The organism is Aureibaculum algae (assembly GCF_006065315.1).
GTDB classification, from domain to species: Bacteria; Bacteroidota; Bacteroidia; order Flavobacteriales; family Flavobacteriaceae; genus Aureibaculum; species Aureibaculum algae.
On sequence record NZ_CP040749.1, the window covers coordinates 905,669 to 924,542 of the forward strand.

At 31.3% G+C, this 18,874-nt stretch carries 20 protein-coding genes; 14 read left to right on the forward strand and 6 right to left on the reverse strand.

Features of this window, described 5'->3' with window-relative positions:
- The first annotated feature begins 14 nt into the window (after positions 1–14).
- The 12 genes from FF125_RS03605 to FF125_RS03655 all read left to right on the forward strand — a co-directional run bounded on the left by FF125_RS03605 (position 15) and on the right by FF125_RS03655 (position 9,355).
- A complete protein-coding gene (locus FF125_RS03605) occupies positions 15–911 on the forward strand; it encodes a DUF6999 family protein (protein WP_138948495.1) in 897 nt (298 codons plus the stop codon).
- Positions 912–923: 12 nt separating this feature from the next.
- A complete protein-coding gene (locus FF125_RS03610) occupies positions 924–1,454 on the forward strand; it encodes a hypothetical protein (RefSeq protein WP_138948496.1) in 531 nt (176 codons plus the stop codon).
- A gap of 6 nt (positions 1,455–1,460) precedes the next feature.
- Positions 1,461–2,093: a hypothetical protein gene (locus FF125_RS03615; RefSeq protein ID WP_138948497.1), complete on the forward strand. Its 633-nt coding sequence runs from the start codon at positions 1,461–1,463 to the stop codon at positions 2,091–2,093.
- A 56-nt stretch (positions 2,094–2,149) separates the two neighbouring features.
- A complete protein-coding gene (locus FF125_RS03620) occupies positions 2,150–2,356 on the forward strand; it encodes a hypothetical protein (protein ID WP_138948498.1) in 207 nt (68 codons plus the stop codon).
- A gap of 284 nt (positions 2,357–2,640) precedes the next feature.
- Positions 2,641–3,795: an HlyD family secretion protein gene (locus FF125_RS03625; RefSeq protein ID WP_138948499.1), complete on the forward strand. Its 1,155-nt coding sequence runs from the start codon at positions 2,641–2,643 to the stop codon at positions 3,793–3,795.
- Between the two features lie 5 nt (positions 3,796–3,800).
- Positions 3,801–5,348 carry a peptidase domain-containing ABC transporter gene (locus tag FF125_RS03630; RefSeq protein ID WP_317129658.1) on the forward strand — a complete coding sequence of 516 codons (1,548 nt, stop codon included), beginning with the start codon at positions 3,801–3,803 and terminating at the stop codon, positions 5,346–5,348.
- 6 nt (positions 5,349–5,354) lie between these two features.
- Positions 5,355–5,966: an ATP-binding cassette domain-containing protein gene (locus FF125_RS22250; RefSeq protein ID WP_317129659.1), complete on the forward strand. Its 612-nt coding sequence runs from the start codon at positions 5,355–5,357 to the stop codon at positions 5,964–5,966.
- 90 nt (positions 5,967–6,056) lie between these two features.
- The gene (locus FF125_RS03635; protein WP_138948500.1) at positions 6,057–6,374 is read left to right on the forward strand and encodes a hypothetical protein; all 318 of its coding nucleotides are present in this window, start codon (positions 6,057–6,059) and stop codon (positions 6,372–6,374) included.
- Positions 6,375–6,607: 233 nt separating this feature from the next.
- Complete coding sequence (locus FF125_RS03640) at positions 6,608–6,793, forward strand: hypothetical protein (RefSeq protein ID WP_138948501.1); 186 nt, start codon at positions 6,608–6,610, stop codon at positions 6,791–6,793.
- 52 nt (positions 6,794–6,845) lie between these two features.
- Positions 6,846–7,001: a hypothetical protein gene (locus FF125_RS03645; protein WP_175418861.1), complete on the forward strand. Its 156-nt coding sequence runs from the start codon at positions 6,846–6,848 to the stop codon at positions 6,999–7,001.
- Between the two features lie 595 nt (positions 7,002–7,596).
- A complete protein-coding gene (locus FF125_RS03650) occupies positions 7,597–8,442 on the forward strand; it encodes a CPBP family intramembrane glutamic endopeptidase (RefSeq protein ID WP_138948503.1) in 846 nt (281 codons plus the stop codon).
- A 412-nt stretch (positions 8,443–8,854) separates the two neighbouring features.
- Positions 8,855–9,355, forward strand: a complete 501-nt coding sequence (locus FF125_RS03655) for a CPBP family intramembrane glutamic endopeptidase (RefSeq protein ID WP_175418862.1) — start codon at positions 8,855–8,857, stop codon at positions 9,353–9,355.
- Positions 9,356–9,426: 71 nt separating this feature from the next.
- Here the strand turns inward: FF125_RS03655 and FF125_RS03660 are convergent, their stop codons facing one another.
- From FF125_RS03660 to FF125_RS03670, 3 genes are read right to left on the reverse strand one after another with little or no spacing between them, the layout of a single operon-like run.
- Positions 9,427–10,533, reverse strand: coding sequence for an efflux RND transporter periplasmic adaptor subunit (locus FF125_RS03660; RefSeq protein ID WP_138948505.1), 1,107 nt, complete (start codon positions 10,531–10,533; stop codon positions 9,427–9,429).
- 32 nt (positions 10,534–10,565) lie between these two features.
- Positions 10,566–11,825 (reverse strand): ABC transporter permease, encoded by a 1,260-nt coding sequence (locus tag FF125_RS03665; protein WP_138948506.1) that lies wholly within the window; start codon positions 11,823–11,825, stop codon positions 10,566–10,568.
- Positions 11,825–13,069 carry an ABC transporter permease gene (locus FF125_RS03670; RefSeq protein WP_138948507.1) on the reverse strand — a complete coding sequence of 415 codons (1,245 nt, stop codon included), beginning with the start codon at positions 13,067–13,069 and terminating at the stop codon, positions 11,825–11,827. Before FF125_RS03670 ends, FF125_RS03665 begins: the two co-directional genes overlap by 1 nt.
- A 428-nt stretch (positions 13,070–13,497) precedes the next feature.
- Between FF125_RS03670 and FF125_RS03675 the strand changes: the two genes are divergently transcribed.
- Positions 13,498–14,055, forward strand: coding sequence for an autotransporter outer membrane beta-barrel domain-containing protein (locus tag FF125_RS03675; protein ID WP_138948508.1), 558 nt, complete (start codon positions 13,498–13,500; stop codon positions 14,053–14,055).
- A 70-nt stretch (positions 14,056–14,125) separates the two neighbouring features.
- On the opposite strand, the gene leuB is transcribed toward FF125_RS03675, so the two are convergent.
- Positions 14,126–15,241 (reverse strand): 3-isopropylmalate dehydrogenase, encoded by a 1,116-nt coding sequence (gene leuB / locus FF125_RS03680; RefSeq protein ID WP_138948509.1) that lies wholly within the window; start codon positions 15,239–15,241, stop codon positions 14,126–14,128.
- 59 nt (positions 15,242–15,300) lie between these two features.
- Positions 15,301–16,473: a 2-isopropylmalate synthase gene (locus FF125_RS03685; protein WP_138948510.1), complete on the reverse strand. Its 1,173-nt coding sequence runs from the start codon at positions 16,471–16,473 to the stop codon at positions 15,301–15,303.
- Positions 16,474–16,622: 149 nt separating this feature from the next.
- Here FF125_RS03685 and FF125_RS03690 point away from each other — a divergent pair, with 149 nt between their 5' ends.
- Positions 16,623–18,170 (forward strand): hypothetical protein, encoded by a 1,548-nt coding sequence (locus tag FF125_RS03690; protein ID WP_138948511.1) that lies wholly within the window; start codon positions 16,623–16,625, stop codon positions 18,168–18,170.
- A 5-nt stretch (positions 18,171–18,175) separates the two neighbouring features.
- On the opposite strand, the gene FF125_RS03695 is transcribed toward FF125_RS03690, so the two are convergent.
- The gene (locus FF125_RS03695; RefSeq protein WP_138948512.1) at positions 18,176–18,862 is read right to left on the reverse strand and encodes an RluA family pseudouridine synthase; all 687 of its coding nucleotides are present in this window, start codon (positions 18,860–18,862) and stop codon (positions 18,176–18,178) included.
- Positions 18,863–18,874 lie beyond the last annotated feature (12 nt).

The following is an 18,874-nucleotide window of genomic DNA, read 5'->3' on the forward strand; positions in this document are numbered from 1 at the left end:
TAAAAACACAAAAAATGTCAAACGAATTAGATATTTCAAAACATGATGATCGTGATCCAAATCCGTGGTTGGCGATGTATTTGGATAGTAGTATTCCTATCAATGAAAAAACGAAACAAGCATTGATGCGTGATAACAATTCAAAGTCAGCTCGATATTTGTTGCCATTCGTGCAGTTATGGTCAAAAATTACGATGTTTTTCATCCATATTTTTAAGTTTATTTTTCCAAAGCTTTTCAACTCGTCAAAAATATTACACCGAATGTTAGCGTGGGGTTTAAAGACATGGGTGAGTCCTGATGCCAATTTATTAATCTTTAGACATTTTCACGTAGGTAGTGATATTTTATCTTTTATCTGGGCTAATATAGATGGAGTAGAAACCAAGTCAAGTCCGTTGCGACCGAAAAATTTCGAAGATGTTAAAGACGATTTATTTCTATTGCACGATTTGAATTTATACAATTTTGTTATTAATTTGAATAGTGAACTGAAGTCAAAAAATCTCACGATAAAACAAAAGAGTGATTTGGATTTATCGATGATTACAGAAGATCAATTTGATCATATTCAATTTCCAAATAAATGGACCAACATTTTAGATTTACGTTCAGCTATTGAATTATTTACACCATTTTATCAGTTGTTTTTAACGGCTAATGATTTTGTAAGAGCCTCAAATTCTTTACAGTTAGATGAAACCATTGCTATTTATACGGCACAAATTTTAGGAACTCCAGGGCATTTAGGTCTAGTGAATAACAAACATCCAATGGTGCCTGCCACAACTTATAGTGCGGCCTATAGATTGGTATTGCATGGTTTGGCATCAGAAACATTACATGAGATATTGGTCAATTTAAAATTAGGAAAGTCTAAAGATGGTGTAATGACGCCAAAGTCTAAATAATAAATACAAGAAATGAGAGGGGGAATATATTTTTTTGGGGTAGTCTTTACATTCTTTTTAACGAGCTGTAGTTGGTTAACTTCTGATGTAGAAATAAAAAAACAAACATACTTTGTTGAGGTTATAGATTCAGTTCAAACAAACCAATCAAAAAAGATAATTACAGAAGTTTATTCTCAATTACAAAATAAGGAATTTGTACTTTCTTTGGAGAAAAATGATTGGAATGGGATTCTACCTTATAACGCTGAGGTTGATCTTTCTGATTTGTCTGAATATTACCCTGAAATACACGTTTTTAAAGCAATAAAAAGTGATTCAGATATTCGTGAATATATGGTGAAAATAGAACTCGTTTACAATAAGCTATTGGCAGATAATATACCTAATTTTAATGTAAAGATGTATCTACGAAATGCAGATAATAAAAGTTGGAAACAATTTGTGAATCCAGGAAATTTTAGATTCAACACAGAATACTACAAAGAAAACGAGCAAGCAGAGTGGATTAAAAGAATCATAGTCGGTTTAACTTTTAAATAGGAAAATATGAAATTTAAAATATTGCTGTTTTGTATAGTAAGTAATTATGTTATGGCACAAAATAAAAACATGTCAAAAAAGGAAGTGAAAAATACCATAAGTTTAGGTAAACAAGCAATTATAGAAATGGCTTTAAAAAAAATAGATAAAAAAGTAGATACCAGCTATTTTAAAATCATTAAAGTAATGGCCTCTGAACATGATATTTATGTTGCTTTTCAAAACCCTATAATTTTTGTTCCTGAAAATTCAGCTTACTATTACAACGCAACGGTTTTTATAAATGGGCAGACCTATATGCAGCCTCATAAAAATCCAGAACATATAACTTATGATTCTGATGATGTGCAGTTTTTTAAGTATGACGAGGCTGTTTTAAATCAGATTAAATTTGTGATAAAAGCGATTAGTAAACAAGATAAAGTTGAATCAATTGACTGGAAATATTACCAAGATAGCAACGGAATGGTTATTTACGATAGAGGTGATCATTATCATATAGATGTAGCTTATGGCAACTATAGTGAAGGAGCGTATACAGTCAACAAAATTACGGGTGTGGCCACCGAAGAATACATTGCTTCATTAGAGCCCTATCCTGGAGCAGATGAAGTTAAGTATGTTGAAATAAAAGAATAAATTAGTGACATTAGAAAATCATTTTAGTTTGAAATTTAAAGATTTTATAAAACACCATGAGTAGCCACTTTGACGCATTAAGGAATCGGCAAAATCGAGATGAATCTAATAAATCGAAATTACGAAATAAAATTCGTACAAAGAAAAAAGGTTTAGTAGATGATGCCGACTATAATGCTAAAGACCAATTTAATTTACCAGATGTTTCTAAAGCTGAATTGGAGCGAATAAAAATCTTAATTACCAATTTTATAGGTGATTAGGCGTCGCCAGTAATTGTTTTGTAGATTGGTGCATTAAAGAAGTTTTTCTTTTTTTAGAGACAAGGATGGAGCTTATCTAATGGAAGATAAATTAGAGGATGTCAATAGTTTTTTCATTAGTTAACCCTTCTATTATTAAAGTAAATTAGAAATTATTTTAATGTAAAAATCACATTTATAAAAAAAAATCTTATATTTGAAAGAAGTGGAAATTTTTTAGTGGAGAGTAAATAATTTAGAAGCATGTGTTTCATGATACATACTTTGTAATTAATTACGTTAAAATGAAAAAGATTTTCCCAAAGGAAATAATCGATGGTACAACAGAAGTACATCGATTCAAACACCGAGTAAATAGTAAAATAATTTACAGTATACTATTGTTAAGTGTAATTGGAATGGCAATTGCCTTGCCTTTTGTATATTTAGATATCTATTCTTCATCACGGGGTGTTATAAAGTCAGAAAAAGAAAGGAATCAAATTGCGAGTCTGTATTCAGGAAGAATAAAGATCTTAAACCTTAAAGAGAATCAAGTAGTTCGGCAAGGAGATACCTTAATAATTGTTGACAATACTGTTGGTCAAGAAAAACTAAATCTTATCAAAAACCAATTAGACGAAACTAATTTGTTTGTAGTTGATTTAGAATACCTTTCAAATACGCAAAACCTTTCTCGAAACAAAATTCAGTCTTTTCTATACCAAAAGCAGTATCTGCAATACATTCAGAAATTACGCGAATTGCAAACACGTTATTCTAAATGTAAAACAGATTTTGTTCGTCAAAAAAAGTTATTTGATAAAGAAGTAATTGCCCAACAAGAATACGAAAATAGTCAATATGATTTGGACCTAGCGTTAAGCGAATTGTCCTATTTTAAAAAACAACAAAGAAATCAATGGCAAGCGGAATTGACTCAGCAAAAAAATAATGCAAAAGAATTAAAAAGCACTTTGACTCAATACACAGAAGAACAAAGTAACTACATCATAAAGTCGCCTGTTAATGGTACAATTCAAAATTTAATCGGTCTAGAGGTTGGTAATTTCATTACCGCTGGAAACTCAATAGCCGAAATCTCTCCAGATACAGATTTGATAGCAGAATGTTATGTATCACCTTCGGATATAGGGTTGCTAAAAAACGATAACAATATCAAATTTCAAATTGATGCTTATAATTATAATCAATGGGGCATGGCCACGGGTAAAATTATTGAAGTAGGTAAAGATATTACCCTTGTTAATGATATACCTATGTTTAAAGTAAAATGCTCTATTGACCAAGAACAATTATTTTTAAAAAATGGTTTTGCAGGAAACCTAAAAAAAGGAATGACCTTAAATGCACGTTTTTTTATTGCTAACCGTTCCGCTTTTCAATTATTATACGATAAAGTAGATGATTGGTTTAACCCAAGTAAAATTACCAACTAAAAGGCATGTCAAAAATAACCATTAAACAACATGATATTACTGATTGCGGAGCTGCGTGTCTGGCTTCTATATCGGCACATTATAAACTGGAATTGCCTATTGCTCGTATTCGTCAATATGCAGGTACTGATAAAAAAGGCACAAATGTATTAGGGTTGATTGAGGCTGCTGAAAAATTAGGATTTGAAGCCAAAGGTGTACGTGGAGAGTTTGACAGCCTTTTTAAAATTCCAAAACCCGCCATTGCTCATGTTATTGTAAAAGAGAAATTACAACATTATGTAGTTATTTATGAAGTAACTAAAAATTATGTAAAAATTATGGATCCTGGAACTGGCAAAATCCATAAGAAAACACATGAAGAATTTAAAAAAGAATGGACAGGTGTTTTGGTACTTTTATTACCTGATGAATCTTTTAAAAAGGGCAATGAAAAAGTTTCCATCTTAAAACGGTTTTGGTTTTTACTAAAACCGCATAAGTTTGTATTGGTACAGGCTTTAATTGGTGCTATTATTTATACGCTATTGGGCTTATCTACTTCTATTTATATCCAGAAAATAACCGATCATGTATTGGTAGGTGGTAATACCAAATTGCTCAATTTACTGAGTGTGATTATGATTATTTTATTGGTGCTTCAAGTGCTAATAGGGGTTTTTAAAGATATTTTTATCATTAAAACTGGACAGCAAATTGATGCTAGACTAATATTAGGCTATTACAAACATTTACTAAAATTGCCACAGCAGTTTTTTGATACCATGCGAGTGGGTGAAATTATTTCGAGGGTAAATGATGCTGTTAAAATACGCGTGTTTATTAATAGCACTTCGCTGTCATTAACTGTAAATGTATTTACTGTAATTTTTTCATTTGCCTTAATGTTCAGTTATTATTGGAAACTGGCGTTGATCATGTTGGCAATTATACCTGTTTACTTGATTATTTATTGGATAACCAATCGTCTTAATAAAAAAACGGAACGTAAAATAATGGAGCGTTCTGCAGAATTGGAAAGTCAATTGGTAGAGTCATTAAATGCAATGGGTACAATTAAGCGTTTTGGATTGGAAGATTTTGCCAATATTAAAACAGAAACCCGTTTTATCAATTTATTACATATTGGTTATACTTCTGCATTAAACAGTATTTTTAGCGGTACCTCTTCACAAACCATATCACAGCTGTTTACCATTATACTATTATGGAGTGGTACTTATTTTGTAATAGACCAAGAAATAACACCAGGCGAATTATTGTCTTTTTATGCCATAATAGGATATTTTACAGGACCCATTGCAGGTTTGATAAACGCCAACAAAACCATACAAAACGCCTTGATTGCTGCTGACAGACTTTTTGAGATAATGGATTTAGAACGTGAAGAAAGCGAGAATAAATTTAAACTAACAAAAGATAAAATAGGCGATATAGAATTTAAAAATGTTGCTTTTAGATACGGTACACGCGTTGAGGTTTTTAATGACTTTAACCTTACTATTAAAAAAGGAGAAATTACTGCAATAGTTGGTGAAAGTGGCTCGGGATAATCTACTTTGATTTCCTTATTGCAAAATATGTATCCGTTGCAAAAAGGAACTATAAGTATTGGCGGTATCGACCTACAATATATTGAAAACCATAGTTTACGAGATTTGGTAAGTGTAGTACCCCAAAAAATTGACTTATTTGCTGGCAATGTAATTGATAATATAGCAGTTGGCGAGTTTGAACCAGATATGGAACGCATTTTAGCCATTTGTAAAAGCATTGGCATTTTAGAATTTATAGAAACTCTACCCAATGGTTTTATAACCTATTTGGGTGAAAACGGAGCAACCCTTTCTGGTGGACAAAAACAACGGATTGCCATTGCCCGTGCATTATACAAACAACCAGAAATTTTGGTTTTGGATGAAGCCACTTCATCATTAGATAGTACTTCAGAAAATTACATACAGCGTACTATACAAAATTTAAGAGAACAAAATAAAACGATTATACTAATAGCTCACCGTTTAAGTACGGTTGTTAATGCAGATACCATTGTGGTTTTAGAAAAAGGTAAGGTAATTGAACAAGGTAGCCATAAAGTACTTTTTGAGAAAAAAGGACATTATTATAAATTATGGGAACAACAAATGCCAGTTTTGATTGATAAATCTTAAGGATTGTCCCCTTGAGGGGACCATAGGGGTGTAAAATACAAAGTTAAAATGATTAAGTAAATGAAATATTAACCAAAAAATGCTAATAAAATGAAAACACTAAAACAACTAGAACGCCTCCGGAAAGCACACAAATTAATTAAACTAGAAAAAACCGGCACACCAGCTGAGTTTGCCCAAAAATTGTACATAAGTGAACGGCAACTGTATATTACTCTTGAAAAACTAAAAGATTTGGACGCCCCAATATACTTTAACAGAAAAAGGAGTACCTATTATTATGGTTTTGATTTTGATCTTTTGGTAAACGTAACAGTACAAGTATTGGTTAATGAAGAATTAAAAACTATTTATGCTGGATGTACAATTTTAAAAGAAAATTTTTCTACTGCAAGGTTATTGCAGTGAGTAAAACTACATTAGGGGTATCAAAACAATATACCGGAAGCGGTAAAGTTGGACGCAACAATGTTTTGTAAGGTCATTGCAACGGTTGTTTACAGAACTGTCATTCCGACGTAGGAGGAATCTCATTAAGATTTGCTCCTCCGTAAAATTGACAACGGCAACCACCAAAAGCAAGACAAAAAATAAATTATTTAACACGTTTGTTATAAAACAAACATAAAATTTTTAAGTTTATGAAAAATTTAGAGAATTATGGTGTTCAGGAAATGAACGCTAAGGAAATTAAAGCTACTGATGGGGGTGGCTTTTTAGCTTGGATTTTAGGTGCTGCAATCGGAATTGCGGAGAACGCTGTTGGTGGGTTAAGACATAGTAATATCCATAAAGGAACTGGATTAATCGTAGGTCAGAAATGGTAATAATTAAAATAAAGTAAACATGAAAAATATAGATAAATATGGTGTTAAAATTATGAGCACCCAAGAATTAAAGAATATCAACGGTGGTTACTGGTGGCGGATTATAACAATGGCTATTGCTATCGCAAATGATGCTGTGAACAACCCTGATGATGTAGTAGATGGATACAACGCTACTCGTTATGATAATGCTGATGCTTATATGTAAATATTGTAGTTACTAGCATAATTTAGAAGAGAAAAGTACCAAAATTATTAATTGATTTGGTATTTTTCTTTTTTAAATTTAATTATTAAGAATAAAACATGAAAATATTACTTCCTTCTTATTCTAAGTACGTTGGCTTGTTAATTGTAATCAGTTCATTAATATATGAGTTTAGTAGGGATTCATTAAATATTGATAAGGGACTTTTTTCGATTAACGTTGGCTTGTTTTTAATTTTAATTTCAAAAAATAAAAGTAAAAACAATTATATTGGAGGTATATTTTTAATGTCTTTTCTGCTTTCTTGGTTTATACTAATAATTTTAGATAATTTTACTCATATTGAGATAAATACAAATAAGTTTATAATAATATTGCTTTTTGTTTCCGTTGCAATACGTTATACTTTTGGTTTCAAGCTAAATAGCAATTGAATGTATCTCTATTAGTTACGTATTTTTGTAGATTAATGGATACTTAACTAAAAAAATCAAACATATTTGCAATACCCGTTCGGTATATAGGAACAAATGTTCAGTATATTTGATGTTAACTATTAGTATAACTCAAATTAAAGAATAATTATAACTTCACGATGACATATAAAAGTAATAATGGTTGGCTTAGGGTTTTAGCATTAATAATTCCATACTTTATATTTATTGTTTTTTTTCAATTTATTGGTGCTATAATTGCTGGAGTTAGTATTACAAATATTGAAACTAATTCTTCCTTATGGCAGAATTTAATTATTAGTTTTTTTAATTTATTAGGTGTTTTTTCATTACTGCATCTTTTTATGAAAAATGTTGATAAAGAAAAGTTTATCAATCTAGGCTTTTCAATAAAGGGAAGATTTAAAGAGCTTTATTTAGGGTTTTTAATTGGAGCTATAGTAATGGCATTAGGTTACATTTTGCTTATAATTATTGATGAAATTAAATTTAATAATATTGAATTCAATCTAAAAGAACTAGTTATTTCCTTATTTCTCTATTTTTTTGTTGCAGTTGCAGAGGAGGCATTGGCAAGAGGCTATGTGCTAAAGAATTTTATGCTATCGTTTAATAAGTACATCGCACTGATCTTATCTTCTTTACTTTTTGCGGTCATGCACTTGGCAAATCCAAATATGGATTGGTTTAGTTTTTTAAATTTATTTTTAGCAGGAATATTATTGGGTATGTCATATATCTACACCAAAAATTTATGGTTCCCTATTGCATTACACTTCAGCTGGAATCTGTTTCAAACTCTTTTTGGATTTAATGTAAGTGGACAGGATTTTTATTCACTTGTTGAGTTTAAAATAACTGATAAGAATTTGTTAAATGGTGGTGATTTCGGTTTTGAAGGTTCTATTTTCTCTGTTGTATTTCAATTGGTGATTATTGGTTCTATATGGGCTTATTATCAAAAAAAAAGAAAAATAAAGACTTAGATGTTTAACGTCTATATCAGAACTAATATAGGTTGTTATTGTTATTGAAGAATATATTACATCATTAGAGTCTACTCTTAATGATGGTAATGAAGCTAAGTATGTTGAAATAATAAATTAACTTTGGTTGTTCTAATAGATAAAAATATAATTAATGAAAGTCAATAGGTTGCTGCTAGTGTTTTTAGCTTACTTGGCATTTTTCATTTTTCAAACAATATTTTTACTATTGTATAAATATATTTTTGATGTAAAACCAAGTTCAACTTATTTTATTCCTTTTATTAGTGCATTGTCTTATACCATTCTAATTTTTATTTTGAAAAGGCTGTTGAAATTTAAAATTTCAAGACGTCTTAATCTTAATGGAAGATTACTTATTCTTTTGAGTTTTATATCAATAATTTTTATTGTGATTCAACCAATTACAGTCCCAATAAATTTTATAGAAAATTTAAATAAAGGTTTATTTATCACCACTAGTTTTAAATCATCTTATAACTTTTTAAGTATTGATTTTTTTTATTATTTAGCAATAATTGTTGTAGCAAATCCTATTTTAGAGGAGCTGTTTTTTAGAAAAATAATGATAACTGAAATCAATAATAAGTTTGGTGCTTTTGGTGCTGTTTTGGTTTCAAGTTTACTTTTTTCAGTGGTTCATTTAGAGGTTAATCAAATGCAATCAGCGTTTGTCGTTGGTGTTGTTTTAGGGTACATATATTTAAAAACAAATAATGTAACAATAACCATACTATTGCATATGTTGTTTAATTTTGGAGTATATATTACTAAAGATAGTCTTGTTACATTATCTTCGCAATATTATTACTTGTTATTATATCCAGTATTAGCAATTGTACTCTATTATTTAATAAAACAAATTGTAAAAGCCAACCCAAGTGAAAGGTAAAACTAAAACTCGTTGTAATTTCAAAGAGTTTGTGTAAAACTTGTATTGACTCCCCCTGAAGATCTCCTACTTTAGTTATCATCCTCCTCAACAAGCTGATTCCAGACTTTAATTTCATCATCTTTGGAGATACCATCTTTAATTTCCACTTGAATTCCGTCACTTACACCGAGGGTAATATTTTTACGTTCAAAGCCATTACCATTTTTTATTTCAACAAATGGAGCTTTTGTGTCTTTATCAAATTGTACTAGTGCCTCTTTTATAGCCATTACACTATCCGCTCTGGCTAAAATGATAGAAGCATTCGCACTTAAGCCTACTCTGATAAAAGTACTGTCTTGTTTTTTAAGAATTCCTTCAATTTCAAATTGAATGGCTCCATTTTCTAAATTTCCTTTAGGTGCAATATAATCTAATGTTGCCTCAAAAATTTGATTTTCAACAGCTCCAATAGTAATTTCTAATGGCAATCCTTCTTTAACTTTACCAACATCAGATTCATCTATTTTTCCTTCAAAAATTAACTTGTTTACATCCGCCAAAGAAGCTATAGTTGTACCTTCATTAAAATTATTACTTTCAATAACTTGGTTTCCTACTTCAACAGGAACCTCCAATACCATTCCTGAAACGGTAGATCTGATCAAAGTATTTGCTGAATTCCCTAATCCACGGGTAGATCCTGTTTTTACAATCTCATAATTTTGATTCGCTGCACTGTATGATTGTTTGGCTTGGTTGAAAGCCACTTCAGCCTGCTCTAATTCTTGTTTTGAAATAACACCTTTGTCAAATAAACTTTTTTGACGGTTGTAATTACGTTGTTGATCATCTAATGCGATTTTATTCGTTTGAATAGTGTTTTTAGCATTGTTTAATGCTGATGAATTTGGAATTACTTTAATTTTCGCAATTAAATCTCCTTGTTTTACATTATCGCCACCTTTTACATAGATTTCTTGTATAACTCCAGAGATATTGGGTTTTATCAAGACTTCTTCCACAGGAAGAATACTACCGGTAGCCACTGTTTTTTTAATAATGGTTTGTGTAGTTGGTTTTTCGGTTTCATATACAACTGGGTCTTCAGCGTTTTTGGTATATAAATAATACATTGCTGCCGAAAATGATATAATTATAAAGAGCAATATAATTACGGTTACTGATTTTTTCATTGGGATAGTTATTTAGTATCTGTTTATTTTTTTTATTCAATTCTTAACGCTTCAATGGGTCTAATTTTTATGGCATTTTGTGCGGGAATAAACCCAGCCAATAATCCTGAAATAATTAATATACTTAGTGCCGCTATGACAACACCTAGATTAACGCTTGGGTTTGCAAACATATCTACGGGACCACTACTATCTATTGCAAAATTGATTAGAAAGATGATTAGTGATGCAAATACAATACCTGCCATACCCGATATAATGGTTAAAAAAACAGATTCCGTAAGTATCTGTCCGCGTATATTCCATGGAGATGCACCTAATGATCTTCTGATACCTATCTCCTTGGTGCGTTCTTTTACCACGATAAGCATAATATTACTTACGCCAATAACACCAGATAATAATACCATTATACCTACAAAATAAGCGATGATTCTTATCGCTGCAAAAAGACGTTGTACTTTGCTATATTGCTCAAATAGGTCAAAATGTCCAATAGCTCTTTCGTCTTCTGGATGTATTTTATGATTTTTTCTTACAATGTCAAACACACTTTCTTTTATGTCTGTAATCGGTTTGCCATCAACTGCTGTTACAGCCATCCATCCCACACGATTTCCCATGTTAAAAGCTTGAGAAAAGGCAGTGAATGGAATGTATATTTGTTTTTGATCTTCTTCACCATCACCACCAGATGATTTTTTCTTATACACCCCAATAACCATAAAGTTTACCCCCTGAATTTTAATGTAGGAACCTAGAGCATCTTCATCTTTTTCATATAAACTACTCCTTACACCTCTTCCAATTATGGCAACCTTGCGGTTTTTATTAATGTCATTTTGGTTTATAAATCTACCTTGGATAATATCCATGGGTTCTTGTTTTATAATTTCAGGATAATCGCCATACACATCAAAAGCACCCGTTTTAATTCCTCTAACCACATTGTTTGTTCCATTGAAGCCACCTAGTTGATTCCGTGGAGAAATATATCTCAAGTTGGGAACATTTTGTCGTATATCTTCAACGTCTTGTGTTGTGTAATTGATACGTCTATCTTTCGGCATACCTTGGTAGGCTTTGGTTGCGGTTCTCGTCCACATAAACATAGTGTTTGTGGCAGTATCGCCAAAGTCAAGATTTACCCCGTTTTCAAAACCTTTTCCCGCAGCTAATAAAATAATTAATATAAAGATTCCCCAAAACACACCAAATGCAGTTAGTGTTGTTCTGAACCAATTGGCAGACATTACTTCTAATATTTCGCTCCAGCGGTCTCTACTAAACATTATTCATCTCTTAACGCTACAATGGGTTGAACTTTTGCCGCTTTCCATGCAGGAAAAAATCCTGCCAAGGCACCTGCTACTATTAATAAAATGACCATGGTCATGGCAATTGAAAAATTGACGGTTGGGTTTGAAATATAATCGACTTCAATATTTGGTCCCAACACTTCCAATAATCCCATACTTAAAATTAATCCTGCAAATCCCGATACGGTGGTTACAAAAATAGACTCATGCAGAATCATACCTACAATTGATAATGGTTTGGCTCCTAATGCTTTTCTGATTCCTATTTCTTTAGTTCGTTCTTTTACGATGATTAACATAATATTACTTACGCCAACTACACCAGCTATAATGGTACATATACCTACAAACCAAAAGAATAGTGAAATGTTATCTGTTAATGTGAAAAAACGTTTGGCTTCTTGCTGGGCATTAAAAATACCTATTGCATTATCGTCTGGAGCTACTTGATGCGATTGTTGGAGATACTGTTTTAATTTATTTGTAAATTTATTTGATGCTATTACTGATGCTTCAAAAGTTTCTTGAGGAGCTATTGTAAAAGACATATTGGCCATTCTGTTTTTACCATTAAAAACACTTTGAGCTGTACTCGTAGGTACATAAACTCTGTTTTCTTCACGTTCTCCTCCAGCATCCGTATATACACCAACAATTTTAAAATTAATACCTGAGATTTGTAAAAATTCATTCAAAGGGTTTTCAACCTCTTTCATTAATTCGCGTTTGATTTTTTTACTGATAATAACCACTTTTTGAAGCTTATCCATATCAATTTGGTTCAAAAAGCGTCCAGTGACCATTTTTACATTTTCTATTTTTTGATAATCAGGACTTACACCTTGAATACCAAAAGAGCCAGATTCTTTCTTGTAATTTATGGTAGACCCCCAAACTCTAAACACTCCAGATTTATACTCTATATCATCGCTAAAAAGAGTAGAAGCTTGGTCGTAGTCTGAGTTACTTAAGTGAATTGATCTTCCAGGGTTTAATCCGTTAAATTCTTTGGTAGTTACTTCGGTCCAAACCCAAACTCTATTGGTAGCATCACCTTCAAATTCTTTTTGAATGCCATTTTGAAATCCTTGCCCAAAACCTAGTAAAATTACCAATATAAAAATACCAGAAGCCACAGAGATACCTGTAAGAAAGGTTCTTAGTTTGTTTTTTGATATGGTATCAAATATTTCTTGCCAACGATCAATGTCGAACATTAAATGGATTTTAGTATTGAATGAAAAATGGATTAAAGCGTATTGCTTTCATAAGAGACGCCTAAAGACATTGGTTTGTTACATAAATAGTTTGAAAACTTTTGAATTTAACACTTATCGCACTTTAATTATCTATAAATGCCCCTTTAGAAAGGTTCTCAAATTTTTCTTGACAACGATCAATGTCAACTATTAAGAAGGATTTTATTATAAATGAAAAAATATAAAAGTAAGATGCTTTTATAATAGCTACATATAGTCAATGGTTTGTAAAAATAAATGTGGATCTAAATCAATATTTAAGATTTTTTTGCGAAATAAACGTGACAATGAGTGTTTTTTACTTTCCTATGTTAACCTTTTTAAGGGCCAACCATTAAAGCGAGAAATTCAACACAAATAGTAATAATAATCAAAACAAATTAATCATGAAAAAATTAGTAGTAATTGCGGCTGTTGCATTATTTAGTTTTAATGTAAACGCTCAGGATAAAGACCTAAGTAATAGTTTAAGCCAAACTTCGCAAGGAAAATGGCTCGTTCAAGTGGGTACAAGCACTTCAGGAGTTTCTGCAAATTCATTAATACGAGCATCTAATACAGGTTTTAGCTTTATCTCAATAGATGGTGATAATTTTTGGAATGTGGGTTTAGAAGGTGGTTACTTTGTAGCGGATAATTTAGCAGTAAAGGCAGGGGTAGGTTATGGTGATGCTAGTTACTATGATAAAGGGATTTTTTCTTATAAAGTTGGTCCAAAATACTATATTATTGGGAAAATTCCAGTAGGAATAGATTTAAATGGAGCTTCTACTGAAGGTTTTTCACCTATGTATGTTGGAGCTCAGGCAGGTTATGCATGGTTTTTAGGAGAAAGTTTAAGTGTTGAGCCAAGTTTAAGATATGATTATGGAATGAATGAAGATGCTGGTGATGGTGACTATAATCCATTATCTTTTAATATCGGATTTGCTTTTCATTTCTAAGAAAAATAAATAATAAGCACAAAAAAACCGAAGCATTCGCTTCGGTTTTTTTATTAATCAAATTCAAATATTAAATAATTGTTGATTGTCCAATATGAATATTATGATAATTCATATTTGTATCTTCTGGATAATGAATATAGTCAGCAATAAAATCACCCACTTTAGAAGTTGTAATTTTTGAATCTGGTAAAATATCAGGTGTAGATATTTTTAATTCTAAAGATTTGTCTACCGCTTTGTGAATTACCGCAGCTTCTTCATTCAAACCAAAGTGCTCTAGTAACATTGCAGCAGATAGAATAGAAGCAATTGGATTTGCAATTCCTTTTCCTGTTGCTTGCGGGTATGATCCGTGAATAGGCTCAAATACGGCATGTTTTTCACCTATTGAGGCAGAAGCCAATAAACCGATTGAACCACCTATAACACTAGCTTCGTCAGAGATAATATCGCCAAATAAATTGTCAGTTAAAATAACATCGAATTGTGTAGGGTTTAAAATCATTTGCATTGCAGCATTGTCTACAAAAAGATAGTGCAATTCTACATCTTTATATTCTTTGGCAATTTCAGTAACTACTTTTCTCCATAATCGAGAAGATTCTAATACATTGGCTTTATCAACCAAGGTTAATTTTTTTCTTCTCACTTGAGCTGCTTTAAAAGCGGCGTGAGCAATACGTTCAATTTCGTACGCACTATATTCTCCTAAATCAGAAGCTGTTTTACCATCTTTGCTTATTTTTTTCTCACCAAAATAGATTCCACCAGTAAGCTCACGGTAAATTGTGAGGTCAGCTCCTTTAATAATTTCTTTTTTTAATGGAGATTTATCTAATAATTGTTCAAAAGCTTTTACAGGTCTAATGTTCGTAAATAAACCTAAATCTTTTCGCATTTTTAATAATCCTTGTTCAGGTCTTACTTTAGCAGAAGGGTCGTTGTCATATTTTGGATCACCAATAGCACCGAAAAGTACCGCATCGGTTTTTAAACATAAATCCATTGTTTCTTGAGGAAAAGGTTCTCCTGTTTTATCAATTGCCACAGCACCTACTAAGGCTTCCTTAAAAATAAAAGTATGATTGAATTGGTGAGCAACTGCTTCTAATACTTTTTTAGCCTGTTTTGTGACTTCTGGTCCGATACCATCTCCTGGTAAAACTGCTATGTTTAATTTCATATTTTAGATTCTATTATTTATTCTTATTTACTATTTTTTTTCTATTCGCCACTATTTAATTAAGCAACGATAGAACAATCTACGCTACTATTCTTAATTATTAGGTGGATATCCATATCAACAATTTCTTTCTTTTTATCGGCAAAATTTAGAAATATGGGATACACTTCATCTAATTGTATTTTAGTTAGATCATAACCTACTTTTTTAGCTCTATATGCCAACGCTGCTCTTCCGCTTCTGGCCGTTAATATTATAGCCGAATCAGTTACACCTACCTCAGTTGGGTCAATAATTTCGTACGTTTTTTTGTTTTTTATCATCCCATCTTGATGAATTCCTGAGCTATGAGCAAAAGCGTTTGCACCAACAATTGCTTTATTAGGTTGTACATAAATACCCATGTTCTCAATTACCATTTGACTGGTGTCATATAATAATTGCGTATTTATATTAGTATCTAAATTCAAATATGGATGTTGTTTTAAAATCATTACAACCTCTTCCAAAGCGGTATTACCAGCTCTTTCTCCAATACCATTAATGGTACATTCTATTTGTCTAGCTCCGTTTACTACACCAGCTATAGAGTTGGCAGTTGCCAAACCTAAATCGTTGTGACAATGACAAGACAAGATAACTTTATCTATACCTTTTACATTTTCTTTTAGGTATTTCATTTTTGCACCATATTCTTCAGGTAAACAATACCCTGTAGTATCTGGAATGTTTAATACCGTAGCTCCAGCTTTGATTACCGCTTCACAAACTTGTGCTAAATAATCGTTATCCGTTCTTCCTGCATCTTCGGCATAAAATTCAACATCTTCTACAAACGATTTAGCATATTTTACGGAATCAACAGCACGTTCTATAATTTTTTCTCTAGTTGAATTAAATTTATGTAGAATATGAGAATCTGATGTTCCAATACCTGTATGAATTCTTGGTTTTTTAGCATATTTTAATGCTTCAGCAGCAACTTCAATATCTTTTTTTACAGATCTTGTTAATCCGCAAACAGTAGCATTCTTTATTAATTTTGAAATTTCTTCAACCGATTTAAAATCACCTGGACTAGAAACGGGGAAGCCTGCTTCGATAATATCAACACCTAACTCGTCTAAACGTTCTGCAATAACTAACTTCTGTTCTGTATTTAGCTTACATCCAGGGACTTGCTCTCCGTCTCTTAGTGTGGTGTCGAATATTTGGACTTTATCTTTGCTCATTTTTTAATGATATATTTCTTTATTATTTAACGAATTTATATTTTGCTGTGCTTTTTAAAGCGAAATATAATGTATTTTTACAATGCTTAACCAAAGCGTGAGGTATTTAAAATACTGATAATAAGAGGTATATCACTTTATTTGTTACAATGACTAGCCAGCAAAAAGATAATTTATTTGTTTTAGTAAAATCACTATCAAAATCAGAAAAAAGACAATTTAAGCTTTATGTTGGTCGACTTGGTGGTAATACTGATTCTAAGTTTTTGGCTTTGTTTAATTTGCTTGACAAATTAAACAAATATGATGAGAAGTCTATTCTAAAAAGTGATATCGTAAAAAAGGCACAACTCTCTAATTTAAAGGCCCACCTGTACAAGCAAATTTTAATTAGTCTACGGTTAAATCCGCTTCATCAAAACACTAGAGCTCAGATAAGAGAACAGCTTGATTTTGCTACCATACTTTATCATAAAGGGTTATATAAACAGAGCTTAAAATTATTAGATAAAGCTAAAAATACAGCTATTGATAATGAAGAGAAAATATTGGCCTATGAAATTGTAGAGCTTGAAAAAGTAATTGAGTCGCAATATATTACACGGAGTCTTAGTAATCGTGCTGATGAGCTTACTGAACAGGCAAAGATGCTGAGTATTCAAAATACTATAACCAGTAAATTGTCAAATTTATCCTTACAACTTTATGGTATTTTATTAAAGTCTGGGTATGCTAAAAACAATGCAGAATATCAAGAAATTACAGATTATTTTAATGCGAGAATGCCAAGTTTTAAGCTTTCCGAATTGGGATTTAGAGAAAAATTATGGTTGTATAAATCGCATTTATGGTATAGTTTTTTAATCCAAGATTTTTTAAATTCTTATAAATATGCCACCAAATGGGTTGATTTATTTATGAAAAATGACAGTATGATTCGTTTAAATCCGGTGTTCTTTTTAAAAGGGTATCACTATTTATTGGAATCACTTTTTTATACCCAATACGATTCTAAATTTAAAAAAGCCTTAGCTAAGTTTGAAATTATAATTGCAGATAAGGACTTGTTGCCAAATGAGGATAATGTAAATGTGTTGAGCTTTATGTATCTGTATAGCAATAAACTAAATTTACACTTTTTGGAAGGTACCTTTAAAGAGGGGTTGCCTTTAGTTGATGAAATTTTAAAAGGAATAAAACTTTATAAGGATAGAATAGATAGTCATCATGTCATGGTGTTTTATTACAAAATTGCGAGTTTGTATTTTGGTGCTGGAAACTGTAGAAAATGTATAGAATATTTAGATAAAATCATCCATAATAAATCCTTAGAAATGCGTGAAGATTTACTCTGTTTTTCAAGGGTATTAAGTTTATTTGCACATTATGAGGTTGGTTTAGATTATCATTTAGAAGTACAATTGAAGAGTACTTACAAGTTTTTGCTGAAGATGAATGAACTCAATGAGGTGCAAAAAGAAATGATTAAATTTTTAAGAACCATAGGGGATGTATATCCGCATGAATTCAAAAAAGAATTTATAAAGTTACATACTACATTGAAAAAATATGAAGATGATCCTTACGAACGAAGGGCATTTCTGTATCTAGATATTGTTTCATGGTTAGAGAGTAAAATAGAAAATAAGCCCATAGACGAAATTATACAAGCAAAATTTAGATTAGCAAAACGCTAGTATTATTAGGTACAGCTGTTCCAAACCGGTTCGTTGGGTGTTTCACTTACTATAGAAATTAATTCTTTACTTACGGGGTGTGTAAATGCTATAGCTTTGGCGTGTAAACTGATTCCGCCATCTGGGTTACTTCTTTTTGCACCATATTTTAAATCACCTTTAATAGGGCTTTTAATTGCTGCTAATTGAGCTCTAATTTGATGATGACGTCCGGTTTCTAAATCTACTTTTAGCAAGAAATAATTATCTAACGTCTTAATAAGTTGATAATGAAGAATTGCTTTTTTAGCCTCTGGTGTCGGATTAGGAAAGGTGGTTGATTTATTGTTTTTAGGATTTTTTTTCAAGTAGTGTATCAAGGTGTCCTTTTCCTTTTCAGGCTTATTTTTTACAATGGCCCAATAAGTTTTCTTAATTTCTTTATCGCGAAGCATTTTATTAAGACGTTCTAAGGCTTTTGAAGTTCGTGCAAAAATAACAATTCCACTTGTTGGTCTATCTAAACGATGCACTACGCCTAGAAAAACATTTCCCTTTTTTTGATATTTAATTGCAACGTATTGCTTTACAATTTCACTCAGGGGTGTGTCGCCAGTTTTGTCTCCTTGAATAATATCCCCAACGCGTTTATTCACGATAATAATATGATTATCTTCGTGTAAAACTTGTAAATTGTCTTTGGTGGATTTCACTTTATAAAAATT

Bases quoted from the DNA above. Each gene is read 5' to 3' on its own strand.
- FF125_RS03605 (WP_138948495.1), top strand. From the start codon at position 15: ATGTCAAACGAATTAGATATTTCAAAACATGATGATCGTGATCCAAAT.
- FF125_RS03610 (WP_138948496.1), top strand. From the start codon at position 924: ATGAGAGGGGGAATATATTTTTTTGGGGTAGTCTTTACATTCTTTTTA.
- FF125_RS03615 (WP_138948497.1), top strand. From the start codon at position 1,461: ATGAAATTTAAAATATTGCTGTTTTGTATAGTAAGTAATTATGTTATG.
- FF125_RS03620 (WP_138948498.1), top strand. From the start codon at position 2,150: ATGAGTAGCCACTTTGACGCATTAAGGAATCGGCAAAATCGAGATGAA.
- FF125_RS03625 (WP_138948499.1), top strand. From the start codon at position 2,641: ATGAAAAAGATTTTCCCAAAGGAAATAATCGATGGTACAACAGAAGTA.
- FF125_RS03630 (WP_317129658.1), top strand. From the start codon at position 3,801: ATGTCAAAAATAACCATTAAACAACATGATATTACTGATTGCGGAGCT.
- FF125_RS03635 (WP_138948500.1), top strand. From the start codon at position 6,057: ATGAAAACACTAAAACAACTAGAACGCCTCCGGAAAGCACACAAATTA.
- FF125_RS03640 (WP_138948501.1), top strand. From the start codon at position 6,608: ATGAAAAATTTAGAGAATTATGGTGTTCAGGAAATGAACGCTAAGGAA.
- FF125_RS03645 (WP_175418861.1), top strand. From the start codon at position 6,846: ATGAGCACCCAAGAATTAAAGAATATCAACGGTGGTTACTGGTGGCGG.
- FF125_RS03650 (WP_138948503.1), top strand. From the start codon at position 7,597: ATGACATATAAAAGTAATAATGGTTGGCTTAGGGTTTTAGCATTAATA.
- FF125_RS03660 (WP_138948505.1), bottom strand. From the start codon at position 10,533: ATGAAAAAATCAGTAACCGTAATTATATTGCTCTTTATAATTATATCA.
- FF125_RS03665 (WP_138948506.1), bottom strand. From the start codon at position 11,825: ATGTTTAGTAGAGACCGCTGGAGCGAAATATTAGAAGTAATGTCTGCC.
- FF125_RS03670 (WP_138948507.1), bottom strand. From the start codon at position 13,069: ATGTTCGACATTGATCGTTGGCAAGAAATATTTGATACCATATCAAAA.
- FF125_RS03675 (WP_138948508.1), top strand. From the start codon at position 13,498: ATGAAAAAATTAGTAGTAATTGCGGCTGTTGCATTATTTAGTTTTAAT.
- leuB (WP_138948509.1), bottom strand. From the start codon at position 15,241: ATGAAATTAAACATAGCAGTTTTACCAGGAGATGGTATCGGACCAGAA.
- FF125_RS03685 (WP_138948510.1), bottom strand. From the start codon at position 16,473: ATGAGCAAAGATAAAGTCCAAATATTCGACACCACACTAAGAGACGGA.
- FF125_RS03690 (WP_138948511.1), top strand. From the start codon at position 16,623: ATGACTAGCCAGCAAAAAGATAATTTATTTGTTTTAGTAAAATCACTA.